The following is a 23,469-nucleotide window of genomic DNA, read 5'->3' as shown; positions in this document are numbered from 1 at the left end:
TGCGAGGGCTGCACAGATGGACGGCAACGCCAACAGGACACGCACGACCGTGCTGATCGTCGACGACGTGCCGGCCAGCCGCTACGCCATCGGGGCGGTGCTGCGCCGCGCCGGTCACCGAGTCGTCCCCGTGGCCACCGCCGGCGAGGCGCTCGTGGAACTCGACGTACGGCTGCGCGCGGGTGCCCTGCCCGACGTCGCCCTCATCGACGTCGGCCTGCCGGACATGAGCGGCTTCGAACTGTGCCGCCGGCTCAAGGCGCAGCCGCCCATGTCGGCGCTGCCCATCGTCCATTTCTCCGCCGCCGCCATGGCACCCGGCGACCGGTGCGAGGGCCTGGACGCGGGCGGCGAGGCGTATCTGACGGTGCCCGCCGAACCCGAGGAGATCCGGGCCGTCGTACGGGCCGCGCTGCGCGCCGCCCAGATGCGCTCGGGCGCGGAGACGCTCGTACGCCGGCTGACGCTGCTGTCCGAGACGATCGTCGCCGTCCAGACCGCGCGCAACCTCACGGAACTCGCCGACGCGTCCGCCGAGGGCGCCGCCCGGCTCACCGGTGGTCCGGCCGTCGTCTTCGTCCTCGGCCCGGACGGCGAGCTGTACTACAGCACGTCCAAGGGCCGAAGCACCTTCGCCCTGCCGGACATCCGGGCGCAGGAGGCCGCCGCCCGGCTGATCACCCAGATCAGCAAGGGGCGCAGCGGGGTGTTCCGCACCGTCGTACCCGCGCCCTTGTGGCCCATGGGCTTCTTCCGGCCCGGCGTCCAGGACGACGCCCGCCTCGTGCTCACCCTGACCCAGGACGGCAGGGCGCCGGTGTGCTTCGCGACACCCCTGCGTACCCTGCCCCTCGGCGAACCCGACGACGGGGAGCTGGTCGGCCGCCTCGCCCAGGCCACCGCGCTCGCCGCCGAACCCCTGCTGATGTACCAGGTCGAGCGCCACGTCGCCCTCACGCTCCAGCACAGCTTCCTGCCCCAGCCGCACCGGCTGCCCGACCTGCCCGGCGTCGACGTCGTGGTGCGTTATGTGCCCGCGTCCCGGCAGACCGAGATCGGCGGCGACTTCTACGCCGCGCTGCGCACCGACGACGGGGTGCTCACCGCGGTCGGGGACGTCGTCGGGCACTCGCTGGACGCGGCCACCGTCATGGTCGAGATACGTCATGCCCTGCGCGCCTACTGCGTCGAGGAATCCGATCCGGCGGTGCTCGCCGAGCGGCTCGACCGGATGCTGCAGCGCTACCACCCCGAGGCCACGGCCACCGTCTGCCTGGTGCTGGTCGGCCCGGACACCGGGCGCATCCGGATCGCCAACGCGGGCCACATCCCACCGCTGATCGTCCGCGACTCGGGCAGCGCCGAGTACGCCAAGGCCGCCGGGCCGCTGCTCGGCCTCGGCCTGGCCCGGCAGGAGCCCGTCGAACTGTTCCTCGACCCCACCGACCGCCTCCTCATGGTCACCGACGGCCTCATCGAGACCCGCGGCACGGATCTGGCGGTCTCCATGGAGCACCTCCGCACGGCCGCCGCCGACGCCCCGCCCGGTGTGGCCGCCCTGTGCGACACGCTGCTGGACTGCTTCGGCCACGAGCGGGAGGACGATATCGCGCTCCTCGCCCTGAGACTGTCCTCGGGCTGAGACAGTCCTCGGGCTGAAAGGGGCTGAAGACTAGGGTGAGCCTTGTTGACCTAGAACAGGAGTGCCCATGCCGCAGATCACTGTCGACTACTCCACGTCGCTTGCCGACGCCTTCGATCGGCAGGGGTTCGCTGTCGCGCTGCACGCCATGGTGGTGGAGACGGCCGCGGCGAAGATCGAAGCCTGTAAGACTCGGTTTCGGCCGACCGAGGACATTGTTGTCGGCTCGGAGGTGTCGGGCCATGCGCTTGTGCATGTCACGCTCGCGCTGTTGCCCGGGCGTACGGTCGAGACCAAGGCTGCGTTGACCGAGCGGGCGCTCGGGCTTTTGCGGGCCCATGTGAAGCCGGTTGATGGACTTGCGTTGCATGCCTCTGCGGAGGTGCGGGATCTTGATGCGTCTTACCAGAAGTTTGTGGACTGACGGCCGGTCCGGTGCGTCTTGTGCGGCCCGGTGGGGGCTGGTCGCGCAGTTCCCCGCGCCCCTTACGGGGCCGCCAGTGAGACCAAGCGGCCCACCAGGTCCGTGAAGGGGCCCTCGGGCGTTTCCTCCGCCAGTATGTCGCGCAGCAATTTGGCCATCTCCGTGTCGTACGCGGCGCTCACCGCTGCCAGGGCCGCGAAGTCGTGGACCAGTTGGGCCTCGAGTTCGGTGCGTGGGATGCGGCGGCCGTCCAGCCAGATCAGGGCGGTCGACTCGGCCAGTGAGATCCAGGAGCGGATGACCAGTTCGAGGCGGGCGGGCGGGTCGTCGATGCGCAGATGCGCCAGGATCTGGAGGTACGCGGCCTGCCGTACGCCGTCGATGAGGGCATTCGTGTTCGTGGAGCCAACCGCCGGGCCGCCGCGCATCAACGCCGCGAAACCGGGCCCGTGTTCGTCGACGAAGTCGAAGAACCGCCGCATCACCCGCAGCAGCCGGGCGCCCAGCGGCCCCTCCTGCGGTTCGACGAAACGTTCCGCCAGATCGTCCGAGGCGCGCTTCAACGCGGCCTCGTACAGGCTGAGTTTGCCAGGAAAGTAGTGGTAGACCAGCGGCCGCGAGATACCCGCGGCGGACGCTATCTCGTCGATGGAGACCTCGTCGGGCGAGCGTCGGCTGAACAGCTCGAGGGCGACGCCGATCAACTGCTGCCGCCGCTCGTCGACACCCATCCTGCGGCGTACCCCGGTTGTCATGCGAACACCTTACCGATTGAATCCGGCCTCGAACGGACCCGTTCCGTAAGCGTGTTCACCCGATTCAGCGCAGCCCGGTGATCGACCTTCCGTCGGTCAGGGTCCCTTTCAGGCCCGCCTGCGCGCCCTGTTCGGTCCGTACGACCAGGAGATTCCCCCGGGTGGATCCGCTGACTCCGCCCGTCGCACGGATCGACGCCGTGTCCTTGCTTCCGGCCGCGAGGAGATACCAGTCGCCCGTAGGGGAATTCCACAGCACGCCCGCCAGGACGTGGGGGTCCTTCGAGCCGCAGGCGGCCACGTTCTCCGCCTTCGCCGCGACCGCGGCGTACGGCTGGCCCGGGGCGTGGAACTGGGCCAGCACCCGCGTGCCCCCGCCGCGCCAGGTGTCCGCCCGCGTGCACAGCCAGTCCGCCGTGCCGCTCGCGTGGGGCAGTGGCTGCCGGGCGTACTGCCAGGCGTTGACCGAGCGCACTCCCTGCCCGCGTACCGCCGCGAGGGAGCAGGCGAGCGGGGACCAGGTCTCCGCCGAGGCGTCGTGAGGCTGCCCGGGGCGGCCCGAGGTGAGACGGGCCGGAGTCAGCTCGCCGAGATCGGTCGTCAGGCGGGTGCCCGAGCGGTCGGAGAGCTCCAGCGCGTTCCAGGAACGGCACTCGCCGGTCTGCTGCGCCGGGCTGGCGAACGGCTCGGTCACCCCGTCCGCCGAGCGCTTCAACGGAGTCGCACCGGCCGCGGACTTCAGCAGGTCGCGCACGGCGGCCGTCCGCACCCAAGGCGCCGTCAGATAGCGGACGTTGCCGTCGGAGCGGCCCACGACCACCGCGTTGGCCTCGGCTCCGGTGGCGCCGTCGACGCGCGCGAAGTCGAGGGCGGCGCCCCGCGTGCCGTCCTTCGGCTCGGCGTACCGCACGATGCGCAGGCCGTCGTAGAGCAGCACGACCCGGCTCTGGTCGACCTCATCCGCGTACAGCAGCTGGGGTGGTCCGGGCGGGGCACCCGCCGGGGTGCCGGGGGTGGCCGAGACCTGGACGGTCTCGCCGGGCCGCGCCCACACGGCGAGCGCGCGGCGCAGCAGCGCCTTGTCGCCGGTGAGGCTGCCGCGCGCGGGCCACACGGAGAAGTCGGTGCGCGCCGACGACTCCCACGCGGCCGCCGGAACCAGCGTCAACTGGTCCGGATCCAGGGCGGCTTGGGCCGACGGGTTCTGCGCGTACGAGGGTGCCGCCGCGCCGTCGGGGCCCCAGCCGTCACCGGGCAGTGCGAGCAGCGCCCCGCACACGGCGACGGCGGCGGCCGCGGCGAGCGCCGCCTTCATGTGCTGGCGGCGGCGCATCAGGTCCGGGGGCCGGGCCTGCAGGGAGCACGGATCGAACTCGGGGGACGTCAGCAGCGCGTACTGTTCAGCCCCGATTCCGTCCGCCTCGGCGAGCGCGGCGGCCGGGTCCTCCTCGCCCACCGCGGCGAGCACCTTGCGCACCTCCGGGTCGGGCATCTGCTCCAGGCCGCGCAGTACGTAGGCGGCGCGGGCCGGGGCGGACAGGGCCGACAGCCGCTGGTCCAGGGCGAGTTCGTCGGCGCCGCCCGAGCGCGGGAAGAGCCGCAGGCCCCACACCTGGGGGAGCAGCGGCGGCAACTGCGCCCGCTTCGGCCACGCCTTGGGTTTCAGCGGGCGGCCGGCCTCCAGCGCCGTACGCAGCACCTGGAGGCGTACGTACATGTATCCGGGATCGCCGTCGCGGCCCTCCGCGGTCCGCTGGGCCGGGACGGCCGAGGCGTCGCCGGGCGTCCGGCCGCGGGGCAGCGCGCGCTGCGTGAGCGCGTGCGCCGTGAGCACCCGGCGGTTGCGGCCGAGGCTCGGCGGCAGCACAAGGTAGGCGAGCCGGACGAGCCGCGGGTAGTGCTCGACGAGCGCGGCCTCGGCCTGCTCGACGTCGACGACCGGTCCAGGGGCTGTTGCGGGGCGCGGGGCGACATCCTGTGACTGCACGTTCAGCAAAACGAGCGAATCGGTGGTTGGTCACCTGGACTGCCCCGAGTCCGTGGGGAGTTACTCCTCCGGCTCGACGAGCAGGCGCGCGTAATTCGCCATCGAGCGCTGGTAGCGCGGCAGATGAGGGGCGAGCGCGCCGAGCGCGAGCGAGAGTCCCTCGCGCTCGCGACCCAGGTTCGCCAGGCACAGCGCGAGTGTCGCGCGTACGGCGTCGTCCAACTCGTCGGAGGGCGCGTCGAGTTCGGGTGTCAGGAGCTTGACGCCCTCCTCCGGCTGCCCGATGTTCCGCAGCGAGCTGGAGAGCTGGATCTTCGTGCGCCGGCCGCGATAGCCGTCGAGGCCGCGCGCCAGGGCCTCCTGGTACAGCGGCACGGCCTTGTCCGAGTGGCCCGTCGAGTCCCATGCGCAGGCCTGCTCGAACGGGCCGACCGGGCTGTCGGCGGGCAACTCGGCGACCAGCGCGTCGATCACCGCGCGGAAGTCCGCCGCGTCCGCCTCCGCATAGTCGTCGAAGGTGGCCCAGGCGGCTGCCACGCGCTCTTCCCAGTCCGCTGTCGTGTGTTCTGCCGTCATGGGCACACCCTCGCACGGGTGTGCCCATGACCGGCAGCGGTTTTTCGCGATCATCGGAGCAGTGGCCTCCGGTGCGCACGCCGGCCGGTGTGGTCCCGGTCATTGCGATGTGCCCTGTGATGCAGGTAACACGGAATCCGCCACCTGTGCCGTCCTGCTTGACGAGACTGAGGCGGAGCTGGTTCGCCTGCCCGTGCGGCAGTCGATTGAGCGCGGAGCGTGCGGGAGCCGTATCGAAGGCAGGGCCCCCGCGAGGGCTCTCAGCGGCGTGGGCCGGGACCGACCCTCCCAGGCCGGAACGGACCCGGAGGTACGAACGAATGAGTGTGACGAGGAAGAGGCTCGCGGTCGGTACGGCCGGGGCGTTCATGGCAGTGCTGGCGGTGACGGGCTGTGGCTCGGAGGACGGCGGGGAGAAGGTCCCCGAGACCGCGAGCGGGAGCCTGGAGCACCTGGCGAGCGAGGCGGGCTGCAAGCCGAACATGCAGACGGACGCGGACACGATCCGCCAGGCCATCTGCAAGAACACCGACGGCAAGTTCGTCCTCGCGACCTTCGCCACCGACCGCGGTCAGCGCGAGTGGCTGAACGGGGCCAAGGACTACGGCGGCTACTACCTCGTCGGCCGCAAGTGGGTCGCCATCGGCGAGAAGAAGATGGTGACAGCGCTGCGCGGCCAGCTCGGCGGAATCTTGGAGGAGGGGTCCGAGCACATGAATCCCGGTGGCAGCCACAACAAGAGTGGCGGTCACAGCGGCTGACCGCGCAGGTTCCGGCGCAGGAGAAAGCCGGCGGTGGGAAATCCCACCGCCGGCTTTCTCCTGCTTACTGCCTATGTGCTACTGGCAGTCCTGGCCGCTGTTGATGCAGTCGACCACCTGGTTCATCGTGTTCTCGTCGAAGAAGTTGATGAAGTCGTTGTGGTCGGTGATCGGCTTGTGCAGCTCTGTCGGGAAGCCGTCCACCGCGAACGGGTTCACGACTTGTCCGTTCTCGATCTGCGGGGCCGGAACGTCGTAGACCAGACGGGCCTGGAGCTGGGGGATGGCCTGGAAACCGTTGGCGCAGGTGCCGTCCTCCTGCACGAAGGCCACGTGCGTGCGGTGGTTGGCGCTGTCGATGTTCTGGCCGTCCCAGCAGCTCTGGAAGTTGGACGTCCGTACCACGGAGCTGCCCTCGGGGCAGATCGGGTACTTGTCCGTCAGCTGCCGGTCCTCGAAGCCGGTGCAGCTCCAGTTCGTGTTGGCGTTGGCGAGGCCGTTGGTGAAGGCCTTGGCGTCACCGGTGATGATGCGCAGGGCCTGCGGCATCGCGACAACATCGCTCGTCTTGTTGCCGACGAACTTCAGCTCCGCCTGGGTGGCTTCTTGGATCGGGCCGATGTTGCCTTCCGCACCGCCACCGAGCTCGTTCGCGTCGAACTCGTCCTCACCGTTCTGCAGGCGCAGCACCGGCCAGTAGTACGACGACTTGTCGCCCTGGTTCTCGCAGCTGGTGTCGGCCTGGAGGAACTGCTCGTCGCTGGTGAAGGCGTTGTTGTCCTGGTTGCCGACGTAGTCGTGCGTGTGCTGCGCACCGTTGTCGACACCCGGAGCGACGATCACGTTGTCCGAGTTGTGGTTGTCGTTCGGGTTGGTGCCACAGCTCGTGGTGAAGGTGCCCGTCGAACCGGTGTCCCCGTTCGCGGGGAGCCCGTTCGCACCGACGCCCTTCGCGCCGCCGTTCGGCTGGACCTGGGTGATGTCCTGGAAGTCGGCCGCCACCGGGCCGCCTTCCTGGCCGCCGTCGCCCTGGTCCTGGCCGTCGCCCTGGTCCTGACCCTGGTCCTGGCCGTCACCCTGGTTCTGGCCGTCGCCCTGGTCCTGACCGTCGTTGTTCTGGTCCTGACCCTCACCGGCGGCGGTGTCCGGCTGCTCGGCCGGCACACCCTCGCACTGGGCGAGCTGGTCGGCTCCCTGCGGAGGCTGACCGCCCGCGCGCTGGATGTTGATGCCGATCCGGTCGATGGTGGCCGTCCGCTTGGACTTCAGCGGGCCGAGGATGGCGTTGTCGACGTAGCCGGAGTCACCGGCCTGGGCCTGGCGGGTGTCCGCGAGACGCTTGTAGGCCTCCGTGACCTGCTGGTCGAGCTTCGCCAGCTCCTGGTCGACACCGGCGCGTGCGCCGTCCGGCACGTCGGTCAGCTGCTGACCGACGTCCGGGCATTTGATCGTTGCCACCCCGGCGGCGGTCGTCTGTGCGTTCTGCGTCGAATCCTGGTTCTCGCCCGCAGAAGCGTAGATGTTCGCCGCCAGCAAGCCGCCGCCACCCAGCGCGAGAGCCGCCGATGCGGCTATCGCCCGGTTGGCGAGCGTGGAGCGGCGTTTACGGTTTGTGCGTCCCATGGAACTCCTCTGGCTTCCTTGCGGGGCATTGAGGCGCCCGACAGGAGGTGAAGCGGCGTCGTTCAATACGGGAGGGGTTCCTGGGGCGTTCAGACGCCTCAGAAATTGGTGAGAGATTGGTGGAGCAATTCCGGCGCAACGTGCGCAGAAGCCCCCGTTTCAACGGCAGTTGAGGGGGAGTTATTGAATATCATTCAGCGAAGCCGATCTCGGTCCCGGGTCATTTCACCGGCCCTGATCCAAATAGGCGAGAACGGCCAGAACGCGACGGTTGTCGTCGTCCGAGACCTCCAGGCCCAGCTTCGCGAAGATGTTGGATGTGTGCTTTGCGATCGCCCGCTCCGTGACCACCAGTTGGCCCGCGATCGCCGCATTCGACCTGCCCTGTGCCATGAGTTCCAAAACCTCCAGCTCGCGCGGAGTCAGCCGGCCCAGCGGCCGGTCGTCCGCCTGCCGCCGCGACAGCAGCTGCTGGATGACCTGTGGGTCCATCGCCGTACCGCCCGCCGCGACCCGCCGCACGGCGTCGATGAACTGCTCGGCGTCGAACACCCGGTCCTTGAGCAGATAGCCGACCCCGCCCTCCCCGTCGGCGAGCAGTTCGCGCGCGTACAACTGCTCCACGTGCTGCGAAAGCACGAGCACCGGCAGCCCGGGTCTGGCCCGGCGGGCCGCCAGCGCGCACTGCAGCCCCTCGTCCGTGTGCGAGGGCGGCAGGCGTACGTCGACCACGGCGACGTCCGGTGCCAACTCGGCGAGCGCCCGCGTGAGCTCGGGTCCCGTCTCGACGGCCGCCGCGATCTCGAAGTCGTACGCCTCCAGCATCCGGACCAGGCCGTCGCGCAGCAGGAACAGGTCTTCGGCTAGGACAACTCGCAAGGGATCTCCATGGTCACCATGGTGGGACCGCCCGCGGGACTGCTGACGGCCAGGACGCCGTCGAATGTACCCAGTCGCCGCTCGACTCCGGAGAGTCCCGAACCCGCGCCGATCGAGGCGCCGCCGTGGCCGTTGTCGGTGACGGCGATCCGCAGCATCCCGCCGTGCTCCGGGGTGTGGTGCACATCGACCCAGATGCGGTCGGCGCCCGAGTGCTTCACGGCGTTGGTGAGGACCTCGCTGACGGCGAAGTACGCGGCGGACTCCACCGGCGCTTCGGGCCGCCCCGGCAGGTCCACGTCGGCCTCGGTACTGATCGGCATCCGCAGCGCCAATGCCCGTACGGCGTCGCCGAGCCCGCGCTCCGCGAGCACGGGCGGGTGGATGCCGCGTACGAGATCGCGCAGTTCGGTGAGCGCCTCGGCGGAGGACTTGCGGGCCTGCGCTAGCAGCTGCTTGGCCTTCGCCGGGTCCTTCTCGATCAGGGCCTCGACCGTGCCGAGATCCATGCCCATCGCGACCAGCCGGGCCTGCGCCCCGTCGTGCAGGTCCCGCTCGATACGGCGCAGTTCGGCCGCGGAGGTGTCGACGGCGTCCCGCCGGGTCTCGGTGAGCACCCGTACGCGCTCGGCGAGTTCACCCTGGCCGGACGCGAGGACGGACCGGGTCAGCAGGAAGTGGACGCGCAGGAGGAGGGGCGCCGTGTAGACGCCGGTGACGAGCAGGGCGGCGCCCAGCGCGGCCGCGCCGAGGGCGCTGAGCTGCCCGCTGACCGGCACGAACCCGTACCACCAGCCGACGCGCGTGCCGTCCGTGAAGACCTGCCACAGCCCGGCGCCCAGGGCGAACCCCTCGAAGGGATACGTGAGCAGCGCGGCCGGCAGCAGCGCGGTGACGAAACCCGCGGTGAAGTCGACCGGCAGCCACATGAGATCCCGCCAGGTCGCCGGATCGCCGAGCAGGTGGAAGCACCGCCTCCACGGGTTGGCGCCCTTCGGGACCGGCCGGTACGCGGGCGGAATCCGCACGCCGCTCCACTGGGCCGCCACCAGGCGCCGCCAGTTCGCGAAGCCTCGTACGGCGGCCAGCACCCACGGCGTCGTGACGATGCCGATGCCCACGGACACGAGGACGAGCGACACGACGGACAGTACGAAGAGGGTGATCGACCCGACCGGCGCGACCACGGCCAGCACCAGCGCCCGCACTCCGGCGAGCGCGGCGGTACGCACCCTGCCGCCACCGCTGTTCCCGACGGCGCCCTCGCTCTTGTCCCCGCTCCTCGTGTCCATGCGCTCAGTCTCGCCGAACCGGCCGCCGTGGGTCACGGGGCCGAGCCACCGGGACGGGGGTGGTGCCAGTGCCACCCCCCACCGAACTCAGCCGCCCAGGACCTTCGCCTCCACGGCGGGGTCGAGCCCGACCACCGGGCGGTCGGGCCGCTGCGGAGCCGTACCGCCGATGCCCTGGAGCCAGCTCCAGGTGTCGGCCACGGTCTCGGACACGGAGCGGCACCGGAGCCCCGCCGCCACGGCCCGCGAGACGTCCGCGCCGTGCAGGGCCCCGTGCAGCTCGCTCCCCGGCGGTACCCACACGGGAAGCTGCGTCCAGGGCTCGATCCCGGCCTCCAGAACCACGTCCGGGTCGGTCCACCGGAGCTCCGCCCGGTCACCCGTGACCCGGACGCACTCGTCGAGCAGCGCCCCCATCGTCGTATGCCCCCGCGGACTGACGAGGTTGTACGCCCCGCTCACCTCCCGGTCCACGCCCTGGAGCACCCACTCGGCGAGGTCCCGGACATCGACGTACTGCAGCGGAAGATCCCGGGGGCCGGGTGCCAGGACGGGCCCGCCGCGGGCCGCCCGTCCCAGCCACCACGGCAGACGCCCGATGTTCTCGTACGGCCCGAGGATCAGCCCGGACCGTACGAGCACCGACCGCTCCTCGCCGAACGCGTCGAGCACGGCCAGCTCGCCGCCGCGCTTGTCCCGCGCGTAGTCGGTCTGCTCCGCGTCGGCCGACGCGCCCTCCACGGGCGGAGCGTCCTCGGTGTAGCCGGCGGCCGGCGGCCACGCGTACACGGAGCAGCTCGACACGTACACATACCGCCGGACCCGGTCCCTCAACAGCCGCGCGGCGTCCCGCACGGCCCGGGGCGCCGCCGACCAGGTGTCGACGACGACGTCCCACTCGTCCCCGGTCCCGGCCAGCGCCGCCAGCCCGTCGGGCGCGTTGCGGTCGCCGTGCAGTGACCGCACCCCCTCCACAGGCTCATGCCGCCCCCGGTGGAAGACGGTCACATCCCAGCCGCGGGCGAGCGCCGCCTCCACGACTGCCCGGCCCACGAACTCCGTACCACCCAGCATCAGAAGTCTCATGCGGGTGACTCTGCCCGGAATGCCCGCGCGGCGGAACGGGAATCTGCTGCCAGGCAAACCGTTCCGCCGTCGGGCGAATCCGTGCGACGGGATTCAGCGGCGCGCGACCGGCGTCAACTCCCGGTCGGCGGCGCGTACTTGTAACCGACCCGCCGCACCGTCCGGATCGCGTCCCGGTGCTCAGCGCCGAGCTTGCGGCGCAACCGGGCGATGTGGACGTCGACGGTGCGCCCGTCGCCCACATGCCCGTAGCCCCACACCGTGGTGACCAGCTGGTCGCGGGTGTGCACCCGATGAGGATGCGCCACGAGGTGCGCGAGCAGCTCGAACTCCAGGTAGGTGAGGTCGAGCGGCCGCCCGTCCACCTCGGCGGTGCGCCGCACGGTGTCGACGCGTACGAGGGAGTCGGCGTCCTCCGGTTCTCCCGGCTCCGCGACCGGCAGCAGGGACGGCTCGTCGGCCGGTACGAGGACCAAGTACCCGATCATCGGGGGCCGGCCGGGAAGCGTAGGCAGGGCGTGCTGGGGAGCGGGCAGCCAGGTAGCGCCCGGCGGCAGGAGATCCGTCACGTCGACCACCTCATCCCGGTCGACGGCACGCAGCCGATGGCGCGCCGAATCCGTGGACCGGGCGGCAGCGACGGACGAGAGTGAACGATTGTTCGCCATATGAGGTCAGCTCTTTCGCGCGAGAAGTCGTCGTCGAGGGACGTACGTCGTGCGCGCTGGCCGAAGGCCGGGATGTACGGCTTTAAAGGGCCGGCGCGTTCATCGCGCGACAACACACCCGGTCGAAGTCATGGTGCTGACGGGAAGGCCAGAAGGGCTCAAGGTCATGACGACCCGTCGCGATGCACTCCTGAAAGCTGGCCATGCCCCCATTGAAGCAGACGACACCAGGACGCAACCGCACCTTCTCGGCAGTTGATACGCACCAGCCACCCACCGTCCCGCAGCCGCCCTCCGGCGTGAGGGGACGCGCCGGGACGTGCGAGCGCCGCGCCTCCCGGCCCACCCGACTTCCAACAGAGCAAGCTCGGATGTCCCGGCGCGTCCCCGCCCCACCACGAACCCAAGGGGCGCGGGGAACTGCGCGACAAGCCCCCACCGACCCGCACCCGCCACCGCACCCGACACCGCACCCAAGCACACGCGGAAGGGGCGCCCACCGACTCGGTGGACGCCCCTTCACAAAGAACCGAAAGCTCAGACCTGCCCGGCCTTCTCCAGCGCGGAGCAGCACGTGTCGACAAGCAGACGCGTCACCACGTACGGGTCGACGTTGGCGTTGGGCCGCCGGTCCTCGATGTAGCCCTTGCCGTCCTTCTCGACCTGCCAGGGGATACGCACCGAGGCGCCACGGTTGGAGACACCGTAGGAGTACTCGTTCCACGGCGCGGTCTCGTGCAGACCGGTCAGCCGGTCGTCGATACCGGCGCCGTAGTTCTTGACGTGGTCCATGGGCTTGGAGCCCTCACCCAGCGACTCGCACGCGGTGATGATCGCGTCGTAGCGCTCGCGCATCGCCTTCGTGGAGAAGTTGGTGTGCGCACCGGCGCCGTTCCAGTCGCCCTTCACCGGCTTCGGGTCCAGCGTCGCGGAGACGCCGAAGTCCTCGGCGGTGCGGTACAGCAGCCAGCGGGCCACCCACAGCTGGTCGGAGACCTCCAGCGGCGAGACCGGGCCGACCTGGAACTCCCACTGGCCGGGCATGACCTCGGCGTTGATGCCGGAGATGGCCAGCCCCGCCTTGAGGCAGTTCTCGAGGTGCGCCTCGACGATGTCACGGCCGAAGATCTCGTCCGAGCCGACGCCGCAGTAGTAGCCGCCCTGCGCGGCCGGGAAGCCGCCCTCGGGGAAGCCGAGCGGGCGCGAGCCCTTGAAGAAGGTGTACTCCTGCTCGATGCCGAAGATCGGCTCCTGCGCGGCGAACTTGTCCGAAACCTCGGTGAGCGCGGCCCGCGTGTTGGACTCGTGCGGCGTCATGTCGATGTTGAGGACCTCGCACATGACGAGCACGTCGTCGCCGCCGCGGATCGGGTCCGGGTAGGTGGCGACCGGCTTGAGCACGCGGTCGGAGGCGTGACCCTCGGCCTGGTTCGTGGAGGACCCGTCGAAGCCCCAGATCGGCAGCTCGGCACCCTTGGCGTCGTCGCCCAGTATCTTCGTCTTCGAACGGAGCTTGGCCGTCGGCTCGGTGCCGTCGATCCAGATGTACTCAGCCTTGAAGGTCACGGGCCTCATCCTTCGGGGTGGGTCTCTAGGCGCACTTGCGGGTGCTGCGGCGCTGCGGCACTGGGGCGCCGCCGGGGATACCGGGCAGCCTGCCAACAGGCGATTTCCCGATCATTGCTCGAATGTGAACCCCGTGTTACCTGGTGCCTCTGTGCTGCGACTCACTCGCTGAGAGCGTTCGTGCGCCGCGTCCCGCACGCGAACACCGGACTGCGCCCGCCGCTCCTCCGCCCGCCGAACCCTCGTATGCGATGGGTTTCGCACGCGCGGTCAAAACGGTCACGCGGGCAAACGGCCATCCTGCCTATGGCCCTGCCCATGGCCCTGCCCATAGCCCTGCCCATGGCCCTGCCCCTGCCCTCGGCCCCACCCCTGCGTTTCCCGCGCGCGCGACGGGTGGCGGCGCGCGCCGCCACCCTGCCGCCGGCGAGTCCCGTCAGCCCACCTTCTCGATAAGGGCCTTGCGGATCAGGAACTTCCCGGGCTCGCGGACCTGCTCGAACGCCGCGTTGTTCAGGAGCGCACAGCTGCCGGAGACCGAGGTGACCTCGACGGTCGTGGACTTGTTGTTGTCCAGGTTCGTGACCTTGAGCTTCGTGCCGGCCGGGAACTGGTTGCTGGACGCGGCCGGGGCGCCGTCCTCGCCGGAGAGGGTGACCGTGGAACCGTTGCAGACCTGCTCGCCGGCGGCGCCGGCGTCACCGCCGCCGTCCTCGCCGGCAGGGGCCGACGCACTCTGCGAAGGCTGCCCGGCAGGATCGGCGGGATCGGCAGGCGCGGCGGACCCGGCGGGCGCCCCCTGAGGCGCCCCTGCCTGCGACGACTCGCCGACCTCGCACCCGGACGCTTCCTGCTGCACCTTGATCTGGGCGATCACCGCCTCCCGGTTGGCGATCCGCGCCTCAGACTGCGCGTCCGGGTTGGCGCGCTGCCCCTCGATGAACTTCTCGTTGTTCCCGAGCGCGGTGGCCAGTCCGTCGCAGACCACCGAGGACTGTGCGGTGGGCGCCGCGTTCGAGGTGGTGGCCAGGGCGAAGGCCCCGCCACCGGCCACCGCCGCGGCGCTCACCAGCAGCGCGAGCTTCTTCTTCGGGCCGAGGGTTCTCCTGCGTGACATGTACGGCTCCTGTCCCCGGCCGCCCCTGTCGGCGGCCGTACGCCGCTATGTACGAGATACCGAACAGAGTTACTCAGCAGTTCACGCGAGTCACTTAAGTAACGTAGATCACACGGGAGTTGAGGGATTCTCAGCCCTCCGCCCTAACCGTCCTCGCGTGCCACGACCCTCTTGTTGACGTATTCGAGCAGGTCTGTCGTCTGCTTGGTGATGGCCGCCTCGTCCGTCTCCGCGCCGTCGCCCCACTGCCCGTTGGCGAAGACGACGGACCGTACGGTCATCAGTCGCCGGAACACCCCGGCCGAACCCGGCGGCACGGTCGGCATCCCCGCCTCCGGCGGCGGATCGAGCGAGACCACCTGATACGTCACCGGATCCATGGAGGCCATCGCGAACACCCGCGAGGCGTCCTCCACCTTCCGGAAGCTCAGCACGGTGACCGTCACCTGTGAACGCCGCTCGGCGTCGGTGAACAGCGCGGAGGTCAACTGGGCGCATTCCTCGCCCTGTTCGATGAGTTCGGCGAGCTGGACCGACATCCCGTGGGCGCAGTCGGTGGTGGTGGCCAGGTCCACCCGCTCGTACGCGGTCCCGTCCGCCAGCCGTACGTCCTTCTCCGGGAAGGCCTGCTCCGGCGTCACGATGGGCCGCTTGAGCAGCGAGGGCAACGAGGAAGGCGCCCCGGACGGCGACTCGATGACCACGGACGGGACGGGCCGACGGGAGGACGGAACGGGCTCACTGGAGGTGGTGCTGGGCACCGGAGCCCCCGCCGCCCCGGCCTCCTTCTCGTCCCCGTCCGCGTACAGCACGGCGGCCCCGGCCACGACCGTCGCCACGAGCACACCTCCCGCCGCGCTCGCGGCCGCGAACCGGATCCGCCGTCTCCTGCGTATCCGTTCCCGCTCGGCCACCCACTGGGCGTAGGGATCGGGCGGCCCGTACGACATTCCTTGATCACCGAAGCTCATGGCGGCGGAGGGTAACAGCGGGAGAGGCCCCCGATCCCATCACCCGACAAACCATCAACTACCGGAACTACAGGGGCTATCGAGATCATCGGGGCTATACGAGCCATATAGCTATGCGGGCTTTACGGGGTTGCGGGCTATGTGGGCTGTCGCCCCAAGGCATCCCGCACGGCCTCGTCCGTACGTGCCACGACGGCGGTCCCGTCCTCCGCGGTGATGATCGGCCGCTGGATGAGTCGAGGGTGTTCGGCCAGCGCCCTGACCCATCGCTCCCGCGAACCGGCGTCCCGGGCCCACTCCTTCATCCCCAGCTCCTTCGCCACGGCCTCCTGGGTCCGGGTGATGTCCCAGGGCTCGAGCCCCAGCCGCTCCAGCACCTCCCGGATCTCGCCCTCACTGGGCACGTCCTCGAGGTACCGCCGAACCGTGTACGCGGCCCCCTCCTCGTCCAGCAGCTTGATGGCGCCGCGGCACTTCGAACAGGCCGGATTGATCCAGATCTCCATGCCGCACAAGGTACGCGAAACACCGTGCCGCACACCCGTCACGGCACCGCCCAAAACCCTTCTGGCCAGGGGCGATTGTCAGTGGGCGGCAGTAGAATAGAAGCAGTGTTCGAGGGTGCCGCCGGAGACGCCGGACGGTTCCCTGACCGCGACAGGAGGATGCCTGTGCCCGCTGCCGCACTCAGCCCGCTGCCCACCCAGTCCACATCCAAGAGGGCGGTTCTGCTCGACCGGCCGTACGAGCCCGTCGAGAAGCGCCCGTTGCCGCCGGGGCGTCCGCGCGACTGGTACATCACGCACAACCGCCGCCTCAAGGCGATGCGGCTCGCCATCGCCCTCCTCGACTCCGGTGTCTACGTGCCGAACCAGGCCCGGAACGAGACGATCCGCAGCACGGCCGAACTCATAGGCGTCCACCCGCCGTCGGACACGACGTGCCACATGGTCCGGGCCCTGATGAGGTACGCCCGCTGAGAGCCTGTGTCCGGTGCGTCGCCCGGTTCCTGGGCGGGCGGCGCACCGGGTTCGTAGCCTGAGCCCGACGGTGAGTTGACGGAGTCTCGCCGTCAGCCGGACGCCAACTCCCGTTCCAGGGGCGTCCGGAAGCGCGGGGTGACCCGGGTCGGGCCCACCCAGGCGTGCAGCCGCGCGGCCTCCGCCTCGATCGCGTCCCGTGCCTCGCGGCCCACGCCCTCGGCGTCCAGCAACCGCCAGGCGATCTCGCCGTCGGGGCGCTGGGCCCATCCGCCGACGACCCGGCCGTCCCACCACACCGTCGGCCCGATGTTCCCGCTGCGGTCGAAGAGCGCGGATCGCAGCTCGGCCGGGCAGTACCAGTCCCGCTCCCGCCATCCCATGGCCGTCGGATCAAGGCCGGGCAGCAGCGCGGCCCACGGCTCGCCGGCCGCGACGGGCTCCACCGCGTCGGCGAGCACGTACCCCACGCCCTCGTCGACCGACACGGCCACCGCTCCGACCGCGCTCAGGGCGGCACGCACATCGCTGACCTTCCAGCCCGTCCACCACTTCAGATCTGCCTCCGTGGCCGGCCCGCACGCGGCCAGCCACCGCCGCACCAGCTCCGCCTGAGCCTCGGCGACCGGCAGTTCGGCACTCGGAGGAGCCACCGCCCACCGGAACTGCGTGGACGTCCACGACCCCAACGGCCGCCCCCGCACTACCCGCCCCTCTGCCCCCAGCACCCGCAACAGCCGCGCCGAGACGGTATGCACGCCCTCGTAGCTCTTCCCCGCCGCGTACACGAACTGCTCCCTCAACCGGGGCTCGTCCTGCGCCAGTTCCACCGCGGTCGCCTCGCCCCGCCGGGCCAGCGCGGCCAGCGCGGACGCCTCCACCTCCGCGAGCCACTCCGCGTCCGGCGCCCCGGCCTTGGCCATGTCCTTGATCAGCGCGGCCCGCGCCCGCGCGGCGACGGCGATGGCGGTGGACGCGTGCACGACCGCCACGAGCTCGGTGGGAAACACGAACACGGTGTGCCGCATGCCGTGCATCCGCACCAGCGTCCGGTCCTCGTACAGGGCCCGCTCCATCTCCGGCACGGTCTTCGTCGCGTCCACGAGCCGCGCGCCCACGGCAAGGAAGACGCTCGCGGGATCCGTCCCGTGCAACGCGACCAGCGACGTCCCGACCTCCTCCGGCGTGCCCGCCCGCGCGGCCCCGGCCAGCCGCTGCCCGACCGCGAGCCGAGCCCGCCGCTCGGCCACCCCGATGTACCGCCGCTGCCCACTCACGCCGCCACCACCCCTGTCCCGCTCGTCGTCCTCGCCCGGCCCTGGTCCGGTCCTGGTCCTGGTCCTGGTCCTGGTTCGGTCCCGCCCGTGAATTCTCCGTCCTGGAGGGCTCCGAGGGGACGGACGGCCTCGTTCCCGTGCACCCCTTTTGCCTATTGCTGTGCTGATTTTGTTCGACTTCCGGGCGTTCCGTGAACACTCGCATTCGGAGCGGTCGTTATTCGTTTCCGTCGGACAGGCATCAGCCGCCATCCTGAGGGCTACTCTCAACGCACCGACGGACGGGCGCCCGCCCCCAACGCCGCGTCGGACATCTCAAGGTCCCACCACACACGCACAAGGAGACCCGCCATGGGTACCTTGATCATTTTAGCGATCCTCGTTCTGGTCGTCATGGGGTTCAGCAACCCCGTCTGGTGGCTCGCCGCGGCCGCCCTGCTCTATCTGCACCTCCGCTACGGCCGCACCGGCCAGGGGTCCTCGGGCTCCTCGTCGACCGGCGGAGCCCCGCGTTCCGCGGGCTCGTCGGCGCGGTTCGACTCGAGCTACCGCGCGTACCGTCAGCGCCGTGACCAGCAGGCCAGGTGGGAGCGCCGCTACCGCCGCGAGCGCCCCTGGATGACCCGCCAGAAGCGCAGCTGACCGCGGGTGGGGCGGGCGGGGCTCAGCCCAGGCCCGGCGCTCCCCAGATGGGGAACCACCGGCCCAGGTCCTGCTCCACCCGCAGGTCGTTCGCGAGTGCCGCCCTGATCTGCAGCTCCAGCGCGTTGTCGCGCCGCTCGCCGCCCCCGGGCTGCGGCGCGAACGGGTAGAAGGTGCCGCGCTTGTAGAGATAGACGAGCCCGAGCCGCCGCTTGTCGCCGTCCTGGAAACCGACCACCGAGCACAGCAGCTGCGGCCCGAACCCGCTGCCCTCCAACGCGCTGTTCACCGCGTGCAGATCGCTGACGAGCGCGGGCAGATCGTCCGGCTCGCGCCGCGACACCAGCCAGGTGTACCCGTAGTCGTCCCGGCGCACCTCCACCGGCGGCCCCGTCCGCTCCGCGTCGGCGTCGAGCAGCGCCCGCACTTCCTGTCGTACGTCGTCGAAGGCGGCCCCCTCGACGGTCGCGAAGCACACCGAGCCGTGCCCGGTCGGTGTGAACCCGGCCGCGGCTTCCAGGGTCACGGCGGCCGACGGCAGCCCGAAGAGCTGGTCGAGGTCGGGTGCCGCGGGCTTGCTGCGGCCCAGGAGGATGTCGAGGAGCCCCATGCTCAGCCCGCCTTCCCGGGCCTTGGCGCCTCACCCAACTCGCCGGAGATACGGGCGAGTTGATCGAGCCGCTGTTCCAAGCTCGGGTGGGTCGAGAACAGCCGCTGGACGCCCGGCTCGGCACCGAGCGCGGGCGTGAAGTAGAAGGCGTTGAACGCCTGCGCCGTCCGCAGGTCCTTCGTCGGAATCCGGGCGATGTCACCCGTGACCTTGGTCAGCGCGGACGCCAGCGCCGACGGCCGCCCGGTGAGCAGGGCCGCGGCCCGGTCGGCGGCCAGCTCCCGGTACCGGGACAGCGCCCTGATGAGCAGGAAGCTGATCGCGTAGACGGCTGCGGAGACGGTCATGACGGCCATGAACACGATGGCCGTGTTCTGATCCCTCCGTCCTCCGCCGAACAGCTGCGAGTAGAAGGCGAACCGCACGATGAGCCCGGCGATGACACCGAGGAACGAGGCCACGGTGATCACCGCGACGTCCTTGTGCGCCACATGCGACAGTTCGTGCGCCAGCACGCCTTCGAGTTCGTCCGGCTCCAGCCGCCTGAGCAGCCCTGTGGTCACACACAGCACGGCATGATCGGGATTCCGCCCGGTGGCGAAGGCGTTGGGCATGTCCATATCGGATACGGCGACCGCGGGCTTGGGCATGTCCGCCATGGCACACAGGCGGTCGACGACCCCGTGCAGCTGGGGAAACTCCTCCCGCTCCACGACCCGCCCGCGCATCGCGTACAGCGCGATCCGGTCCGAGAACCAGTACTGCGCGCCGAGCAGCGCAGCCGCGATCACCACCACCAGCACCCAGGACTTCAGCAGCACGATCAACGCGGCCACGAACGCCACGTACAGCAGCCCGAGCAGGAACAGCGTGGCCCCCATCCGCACGGTCAGCCGTCGGTCTGCCTGAAAGCGGCTCTGCATCACGATCACCTCGAAATCGGGCACTCGTCCCGATTCCAGTGTGCACCCGGGCATTTCTACGAATGGATCTGCACCAGTCCTGCACCAGGCAAAGAACGACAAAGCCCCGCCCTTGCCCGAGGGGCAGTGGCGGGGCTCCGAAGCCGCGAGGCCTACGCGTCGATCAGACGCCGATCGGACGCCGACCGGACGGTGCATCGATCACACGTCGTAGTACAGCTCGAACTCGTGCGGGTGCGGACGCAGCTGCAGCGGGGCGATTTCGTTCGTGCGCTTGTAGTCGATCCACGTCTCGATCAGGTCGGCCGTGAAGACGTCGCCCGCGAGCAGGAACTCGTGGTCGCGCTCCAGGGAGTCGAGGACGGCCGGGAGGGAGGTCGGGACCTGTGCGACGCCCGCGTGCTCCTCGGGAGCCAGCTCGTAGAGGTCCTTGTCGATCGGCTCGGCCGGCTCGATCTTGTTCCTGATGCCGTCCAGGCCGGCCAGCATCAGGGCCGAGAAGGTCAGGTACGGGTTGCCGGAGGAGTCCGGCGCGCGGAACTCGACGCGCTTGGCCTTCGGGTTCGAGCCCGTGATCGGGATACGCATGGCCGCGGAGCGGTTGCGCTGCGAGTAGACCAGGTTGATCGGGGCCTCGAAGCCGGGGACCAGACGGTGGTACGAGTTCACCGTCGGGTTGGTGAAGGCCAGCAGCGACGGCGCGTGCTTGAGGATGCCGCCGATGTAGAAGCGGGCGGTGTCCGACAGGCCCGCGTAACCGGCCTCGTCGTAGAACAGCGGGTCGCCGTTCGCCCACAGCGACTGGTGGACGTGCATGCCCGAGCCGTTGTCACCGAAGATCGGCTTCGGCATGAAGGTCGCGGTCTTGCCGTTGCGCCAGGCGACGTTCTTCACGATGTACTTGAAGAGCTGGAGGTCGTCGGCCGCGGCGAGCAGCGTGTTGAACTTGTAGTTGATCTCGGCCTGGCCGGCGGTGCCCACCTCGTGGTGCTGGCGCTCGACCTGGAGGCCGGACTTGTTCAGCTCCAGGGAGATCTCGGCGCGCAGGTCGGCGAAGTGGTCGACCGGCGGGGTCGGGAAGTAACCGCCCTTGTAGCGGACCTTGTAGCCGCGGTTGTCCTCGATGGCGCCGGTGTTCCAGGCGCCCGCCTCGGAGTCGATGTGGTAGAAGGACTCGTTCGACTTGGTCTCGAAGCGCACGCTGTCGAAGACGTAGAACTCGGCTTCGGGGCCGAAGTACGCGGTGTCGGCGATACCGGTCGACGCGAGGTACGCCTCCGCCTTCTTCGCCACGTTGCGCGGGTCGCGGGAGTACTGCTCGCCCGTGATCGGGTCGTGGATGAAGAAGTTGATGTTGACCGTCTTGTCGCGGCGGAACGGGTCGACGCGCGCGGTGGACAGGTCGGCGCGGAGCGCCATGTCGGACTCGTGGATGGCCTGGAAGCCGCGGATCGAGGAGCCGTCGAAGGCCAGTTCCTCGGTCGGGTCGAAGGCCTCTGCCGGCACCGTGAAGTGCTGCATCACGCCAGGCAGGTCGCAGAAGCGGACGTCGACGAACTTGACGTCCTCGTCCGCGATGAACTTCTTGGCCTCGTCGGCGTTCTGGAACATCCAGCTCCTCCTACTCCCGACCATGTCCGACCGGGGTGGTAGTTCGTTCGTGCGGCCAGTGCGGTGGCACACGCTGACCCCGACCCTAGGGACGGGTGATTTCTCGAGCGTGACCCATTTGTTTCATCCAAGTTAACCGGACCGGGCCCGGTACACCCCACCTGTCCGCATACCAAAACGCGCGCAGTACCGTGGACGGGTGGACAACAGGCAAGCATTCGGATCGTGGCTCTCCGGACCCCGCGCGGCCGCGGAGGAAGCCGGTGCCGACTTCGGATACCGCGGCGAACAACTGGGGCTGCCTGAGTCCGGCCCCGGGTCGATCGCCCGCCCGGGAAGGCGCCTCGGCGCCCTCGCCGTCGACTGGGGCCTGTGCCTCTTGATCGCATACGGCCTGATCACCGACGGCTACGGCCAGGCGACCGGAAACTGGGCACTGCTCATCTTCTTCGCCGTGAGCATCCTGACCGTCGGCACGGTCGGCTCCACCCCGGGCAAGCGCCTGTTCGGCCTCCGGGTCCTGGCCCTCGACACCGGCACGGTCAACCCCCTCCGTGCCCTCCTGCGCACGGCCCTCCTGTGCGTAGCCCTCCCGGCCCTGATCTGGGACCGCGACGGCCGAGGCCTCCACGACCGCTTGGCCCGCACGGTAGAGGTACGGATCTGAGGACGCGCTGAGTTGGGACGCCCCTTCGGGGGGGAGACCCACTCAGGGGCGCCCCGAAGGGGCGCGGGGAACTGCGCGAGCAACCACAACGGACCGGCAGTCGCCAATCCGCAGAACCACCCCCGACATACGCCGAAGGGCGCCGGAACCCACAGGTTCCGGCGCCCTTCGAATTCCGGCCAAGCCCAGCCCAGCGGCAGCGTCACCGCATCTTCGGGCCGCCGCGAGGCATCCGCATCCCCTTGGGCATCGGCCCCTTCGGGAGGGGCATGTTGCTCATCAAGTCGCCCAGGGCGCGCAGCCGGTCATTCGTCGCGGTGACCTGAGGGCCGCTCAGGACACGCGGCAGCTTCAGCATCGTCGTGCGGAGCTTCTTGAGCTCGACCTGGCCCTCGCCCGTGCCGACGAGGATGTCGTGCACCGGCACGTCGGCGACGATGCGGGCCATCCTCTTCTTCTCGGCGGCCAGCAGGCTCTTCACCCGGTTCGGGTTGCCCTCGGCGATCAGTACGATGCCCGGCTTGCCGACGGCCCGGTGCACCACGTCCTGATTGCGGTTCATCGCCACCGCCGGCGTCGTCGTCCAGCCGCGCTTCATGTTGTCGAGCACTGCTGCTGCCGCGCCCGGCTGGCCCTCCATCTGCCCGAAGGCCGCCCGCTCGGCCCGGCGCCCGAAGACGATCGCCGTCGCAAGGAAGGCGAGCAGAAGGCCGAGAATGCCGAGATAGACCGGGTGACCGATCCAGAAGCCGATCGCGAGGAAGACACCGAGGGTGACGATTCCGACAGCCGCGAGTACAAGACCGATTTTTGAGTCGGCCTTGCGGGTCATCTTGTAAGTCAGGGCGATCTGCTTGAGCCGCCCGGGGTTCGCAGCGTCCGCTGCGGATTCCTTCCTCGCCATGCCGAGAAGTCTACGTGGCGCGGGAAGCGGGGACGACGGCGGTACGGGGTCGGCCGTCGCCGGCCGGCTTTCAACGGCCGGCCTTGACGCGGGGAGGCGCGGGGAGATGCGGAGGAGTCGGGGACTCAGGGGCGAGCGGTGAAGGACTGCTCCAGGACGCGCTGGGCCTCGACCCGGTCCTTGGCGCGGCGGCGGTCCTCCAGGACGGAGGTCCAGGCGTTGCGGCGGGCGGTGCGCTGGCCGTTGCTCATGAGCAGGGACTCGACGGCACGGAGTGCATCGGTGAAGGACGGAATCGCTGTGGCGCGTACGGGCGTGGCCTGCATTGTGGAGGTCCCCCCTCGGGATGGCGGCTCTGGCTAGGGATGTACCTGGCGTAAGAGCACTGTCACTGAATGGTGTTACCAGGGCGTGACCGACCGGTCAAACGCCAATGAAACCTTGATACGCAGGCCGGAAACACTGACGCGGCCCTGACGTGGCCCCCATCTGCGGGGACGGTCAGAAC

General features: G+C 70.1%; 24 protein-coding genes. 6 read left to right on the top strand and 18 right to left on the bottom strand.

The features are described 5' to 3' along the window. Positions 1–16 precede the first annotated feature (16 nt). Both GAS53_RS37200 and GAS53_RS37195 read left to right on the top strand, forming a co-directional pair. On the top strand, positions 17–1,642 hold the full coding sequence (locus tag GAS53_RS37200; RefSeq protein ID WP_151482187.1) for a SpoIIE family protein phosphatase: 1,626 nt from the start codon (positions 17–19) through the stop codon (positions 1,640–1,642). A 67-nt stretch (positions 1,643–1,709) separates the two neighbouring features. Then, positions 1,710–2,066, top strand: a complete 357-nt coding sequence (locus GAS53_RS37195) for a 5-carboxymethyl-2-hydroxymuconate Delta-isomerase (RefSeq protein WP_151482186.1) — start codon at positions 1,710–1,712, stop codon at positions 2,064–2,066. A gap of 62 nt (positions 2,067–2,128) precedes the next feature. Here GAS53_RS37195 and GAS53_RS37190 read toward each other — a convergent pair whose 3' ends face one another. The 3 genes from GAS53_RS37190 to GAS53_RS37180 all read right to left on the bottom strand — a co-directional run bounded on the left by GAS53_RS37190 (position 2,129) and on the right by GAS53_RS37180 (position 5,384). Then, positions 2,129–2,821, bottom strand: a complete 693-nt coding sequence (locus GAS53_RS37190; protein WP_151482185.1) for a TetR/AcrR family transcriptional regulator — start codon at positions 2,819–2,821, stop codon at positions 2,129–2,131. A gap of 64 nt (positions 2,822–2,885) precedes the next feature. Next, positions 2,886–4,808: a hypothetical protein gene (locus GAS53_RS37185; protein ID WP_151482184.1), complete on the bottom strand. Its 1,923-nt coding sequence runs from the start codon at positions 4,806–4,808 to the stop codon at positions 2,886–2,888. Between the two features lie 60 nt (positions 4,809–4,868). Continuing rightward, positions 4,869–5,384 carry a tetratricopeptide repeat protein gene (locus tag GAS53_RS37180; RefSeq protein ID WP_151482183.1) on the bottom strand — a complete coding sequence of 172 codons (516 nt, stop codon included), beginning with the start codon at positions 5,382–5,384 and terminating at the stop codon, positions 4,869–4,871. A gap of 320 nt (positions 5,385–5,704) precedes the next feature. Between GAS53_RS37180 and GAS53_RS37170 the strand changes: the two genes are divergently transcribed. Beyond that, the gene (locus tag GAS53_RS37170; RefSeq protein WP_192583451.1) at positions 5,705–6,145 is read left to right on the top strand and encodes a hypothetical protein; all 441 of its coding nucleotides are present in this window, start codon (positions 5,705–5,707) and stop codon (positions 6,143–6,145) included. A 78-nt stretch (positions 6,146–6,223) separates the two neighbouring features. Here the strand turns inward: GAS53_RS37170 and GAS53_RS37165 are convergent, their stop codons facing one another. From GAS53_RS37165 to GAS53_RS37120, 9 genes are all read right to left on the bottom strand, one after another. Beyond that, the gene (locus tag GAS53_RS37165) at positions 6,224–7,768 is read right to left on the bottom strand and encodes a DUF1996 domain-containing protein (protein WP_151482182.1); all 1,545 of its coding nucleotides are present in this window, start codon (positions 7,766–7,768) and stop codon (positions 6,224–6,226) included. 225 nt (positions 7,769–7,993) lie between these two features. Further along, a complete protein-coding gene (locus GAS53_RS37160; RefSeq protein WP_151482181.1) occupies positions 7,994–8,647 on the bottom strand; it encodes a LuxR C-terminal-related transcriptional regulator in 654 nt (217 codons plus the stop codon). Next, entirely contained in the window at positions 8,632–9,939 is a 1,308-nt protein-coding gene (locus GAS53_RS37155) for a sensor histidine kinase (RefSeq protein WP_151482180.1), read from the bottom strand. The genes GAS53_RS37160 and GAS53_RS37155 overlap by 16 nt, the downstream gene beginning before the upstream one ends. Before the next feature lie 87 nt (positions 9,940–10,026). Continuing rightward, positions 10,027–11,025 (bottom strand): SDR family oxidoreductase, encoded by a 999-nt coding sequence (locus tag GAS53_RS37150; RefSeq protein ID WP_151482179.1) that lies wholly within the window; start codon positions 11,023–11,025, stop codon positions 10,027–10,029. Between the two features lie 113 nt (positions 11,026–11,138). Further along, on the bottom strand, positions 11,139–11,693 hold the full coding sequence (locus tag GAS53_RS37145; protein ID WP_151482178.1) for a winged helix-turn-helix domain-containing protein: 555 nt from the start codon (positions 11,691–11,693) through the stop codon (positions 11,139–11,141). Between the two features lie 537 nt (positions 11,694–12,230). Beyond that, complete coding sequence (gene glnII / locus GAS53_RS37140) at positions 12,231–13,259, bottom strand: glutamine synthetase (protein ID WP_151482177.1); 1,029 nt, start codon at positions 13,257–13,259, stop codon at positions 12,231–12,233. A gap of 436 nt (positions 13,260–13,695) precedes the next feature. Beyond that, positions 13,696–14,376, bottom strand: a complete 681-nt coding sequence (locus tag GAS53_RS37130) for an RlpA-like double-psi beta-barrel domain-containing protein (protein WP_151482175.1) — start codon at positions 14,374–14,376, stop codon at positions 13,696–13,698. Between the two features lie 143 nt (positions 14,377–14,519). Then, positions 14,520–15,347 carry a hypothetical protein gene (locus tag GAS53_RS37125; RefSeq protein WP_192583450.1) on the bottom strand — a complete coding sequence of 276 codons (828 nt, stop codon included), beginning with the start codon at positions 15,345–15,347 and terminating at the stop codon, positions 14,520–14,522. Positions 15,348–15,484: 137 nt separating this feature from the next. Continuing rightward, positions 15,485–15,853 carry an arsenate reductase family protein gene (locus GAS53_RS37120; RefSeq protein WP_151482174.1) on the bottom strand — a complete coding sequence of 123 codons (369 nt, stop codon included), beginning with the start codon at positions 15,851–15,853 and terminating at the stop codon, positions 15,485–15,487. A 165-nt stretch (positions 15,854–16,018) separates the two neighbouring features. Between GAS53_RS37120 and GAS53_RS37115 the strand changes: the two genes are divergently transcribed. After that, the gene (locus GAS53_RS37115; RefSeq protein WP_151482173.1) at positions 16,019–16,327 is read left to right on the top strand and encodes a hypothetical protein; all 309 of its coding nucleotides are present in this window, start codon (positions 16,019–16,021) and stop codon (positions 16,325–16,327) included. Positions 16,328–16,419: 92 nt separating this feature from the next. Here GAS53_RS37115 and GAS53_RS37110 read toward each other — a convergent pair whose 3' ends face one another. After that, the gene (locus GAS53_RS37110; RefSeq protein ID WP_225859334.1) at positions 16,420–17,604 is read right to left on the bottom strand and encodes a winged helix DNA-binding domain-containing protein; all 1,185 of its coding nucleotides are present in this window, start codon (positions 17,602–17,604) and stop codon (positions 16,420–16,422) included. A gap of 351 nt (positions 17,605–17,955) precedes the next feature. On the opposite strand from GAS53_RS37110, the gene GAS53_RS37105 reads away from it, so the two are divergent. Next, complete coding sequence (locus tag GAS53_RS37105; RefSeq protein ID WP_151482171.1) at positions 17,956–18,246, top strand: hypothetical protein; 291 nt, start codon at positions 17,956–17,958, stop codon at positions 18,244–18,246. A 22-nt stretch (positions 18,247–18,268) separates the two neighbouring features. On the opposite strand, the gene pspAB is transcribed toward GAS53_RS37105, so the two are convergent. From pspAB to glnA, 3 genes are all read right to left on the bottom strand, one after another. Next, complete coding sequence (gene pspAB, locus GAS53_RS37100; protein ID WP_151482170.1) at positions 18,269–18,856, bottom strand: PspA-associated protein PspAB; 588 nt, start codon at positions 18,854–18,856, stop codon at positions 18,269–18,271. Positions 18,857–18,858: 2 nt separating this feature from the next. Further along, the gene (htpX, locus tag GAS53_RS37095) at positions 18,859–19,779 is read right to left on the bottom strand and encodes a zinc metalloprotease HtpX (protein ID WP_151482169.1); all 921 of its coding nucleotides are present in this window, start codon (positions 19,777–19,779) and stop codon (positions 18,859–18,861) included. A 201-nt stretch (positions 19,780–19,980) separates the two neighbouring features. Continuing rightward, positions 19,981–21,390: a type I glutamate--ammonia ligase gene (glnA, locus tag GAS53_RS37090; protein ID WP_151482168.1), complete on the bottom strand. Its 1,410-nt coding sequence runs from the start codon at positions 21,388–21,390 to the stop codon at positions 19,981–19,983. A 199-nt stretch (positions 21,391–21,589) separates the two neighbouring features. On the opposite strand from glnA, the gene GAS53_RS37085 reads away from it, so the two are divergent. Then, on the top strand, positions 21,590–22,057 hold the full coding sequence (locus GAS53_RS37085; protein ID WP_151482167.1) for an RDD family protein: 468 nt from the start codon (positions 21,590–21,592) through the stop codon (positions 22,055–22,057). Between the two features lie 202 nt (positions 22,058–22,259). On the opposite strand, the gene GAS53_RS37080 is transcribed toward GAS53_RS37085, so the two are convergent. After that, positions 22,260–22,961 (bottom strand): DUF4191 domain-containing protein, encoded by a 702-nt coding sequence (locus GAS53_RS37080; protein ID WP_151482166.1) that lies wholly within the window; start codon positions 22,959–22,961, stop codon positions 22,260–22,262. Positions 22,962–23,086: 125 nt separating this feature from the next. Continuing rightward, complete coding sequence (locus GAS53_RS37075; RefSeq protein ID WP_151482165.1) at positions 23,087–23,287, bottom strand: SCO2195 family GlnR-regulated protein; 201 nt, start codon at positions 23,285–23,287, stop codon at positions 23,087–23,089. Positions 23,288–23,469 lie beyond the last annotated feature (182 nt).

Source organism: Streptomyces albicerus, from assembly GCF_008905045.1.
Lineage (GTDB): Bacteria > Actinomycetota > Actinomycetes > Streptomycetales > Streptomycetaceae > Streptomyces > Streptomyces albicerus.
This window is presented reverse-complemented; position numbering and strand designations above follow the sequence as displayed.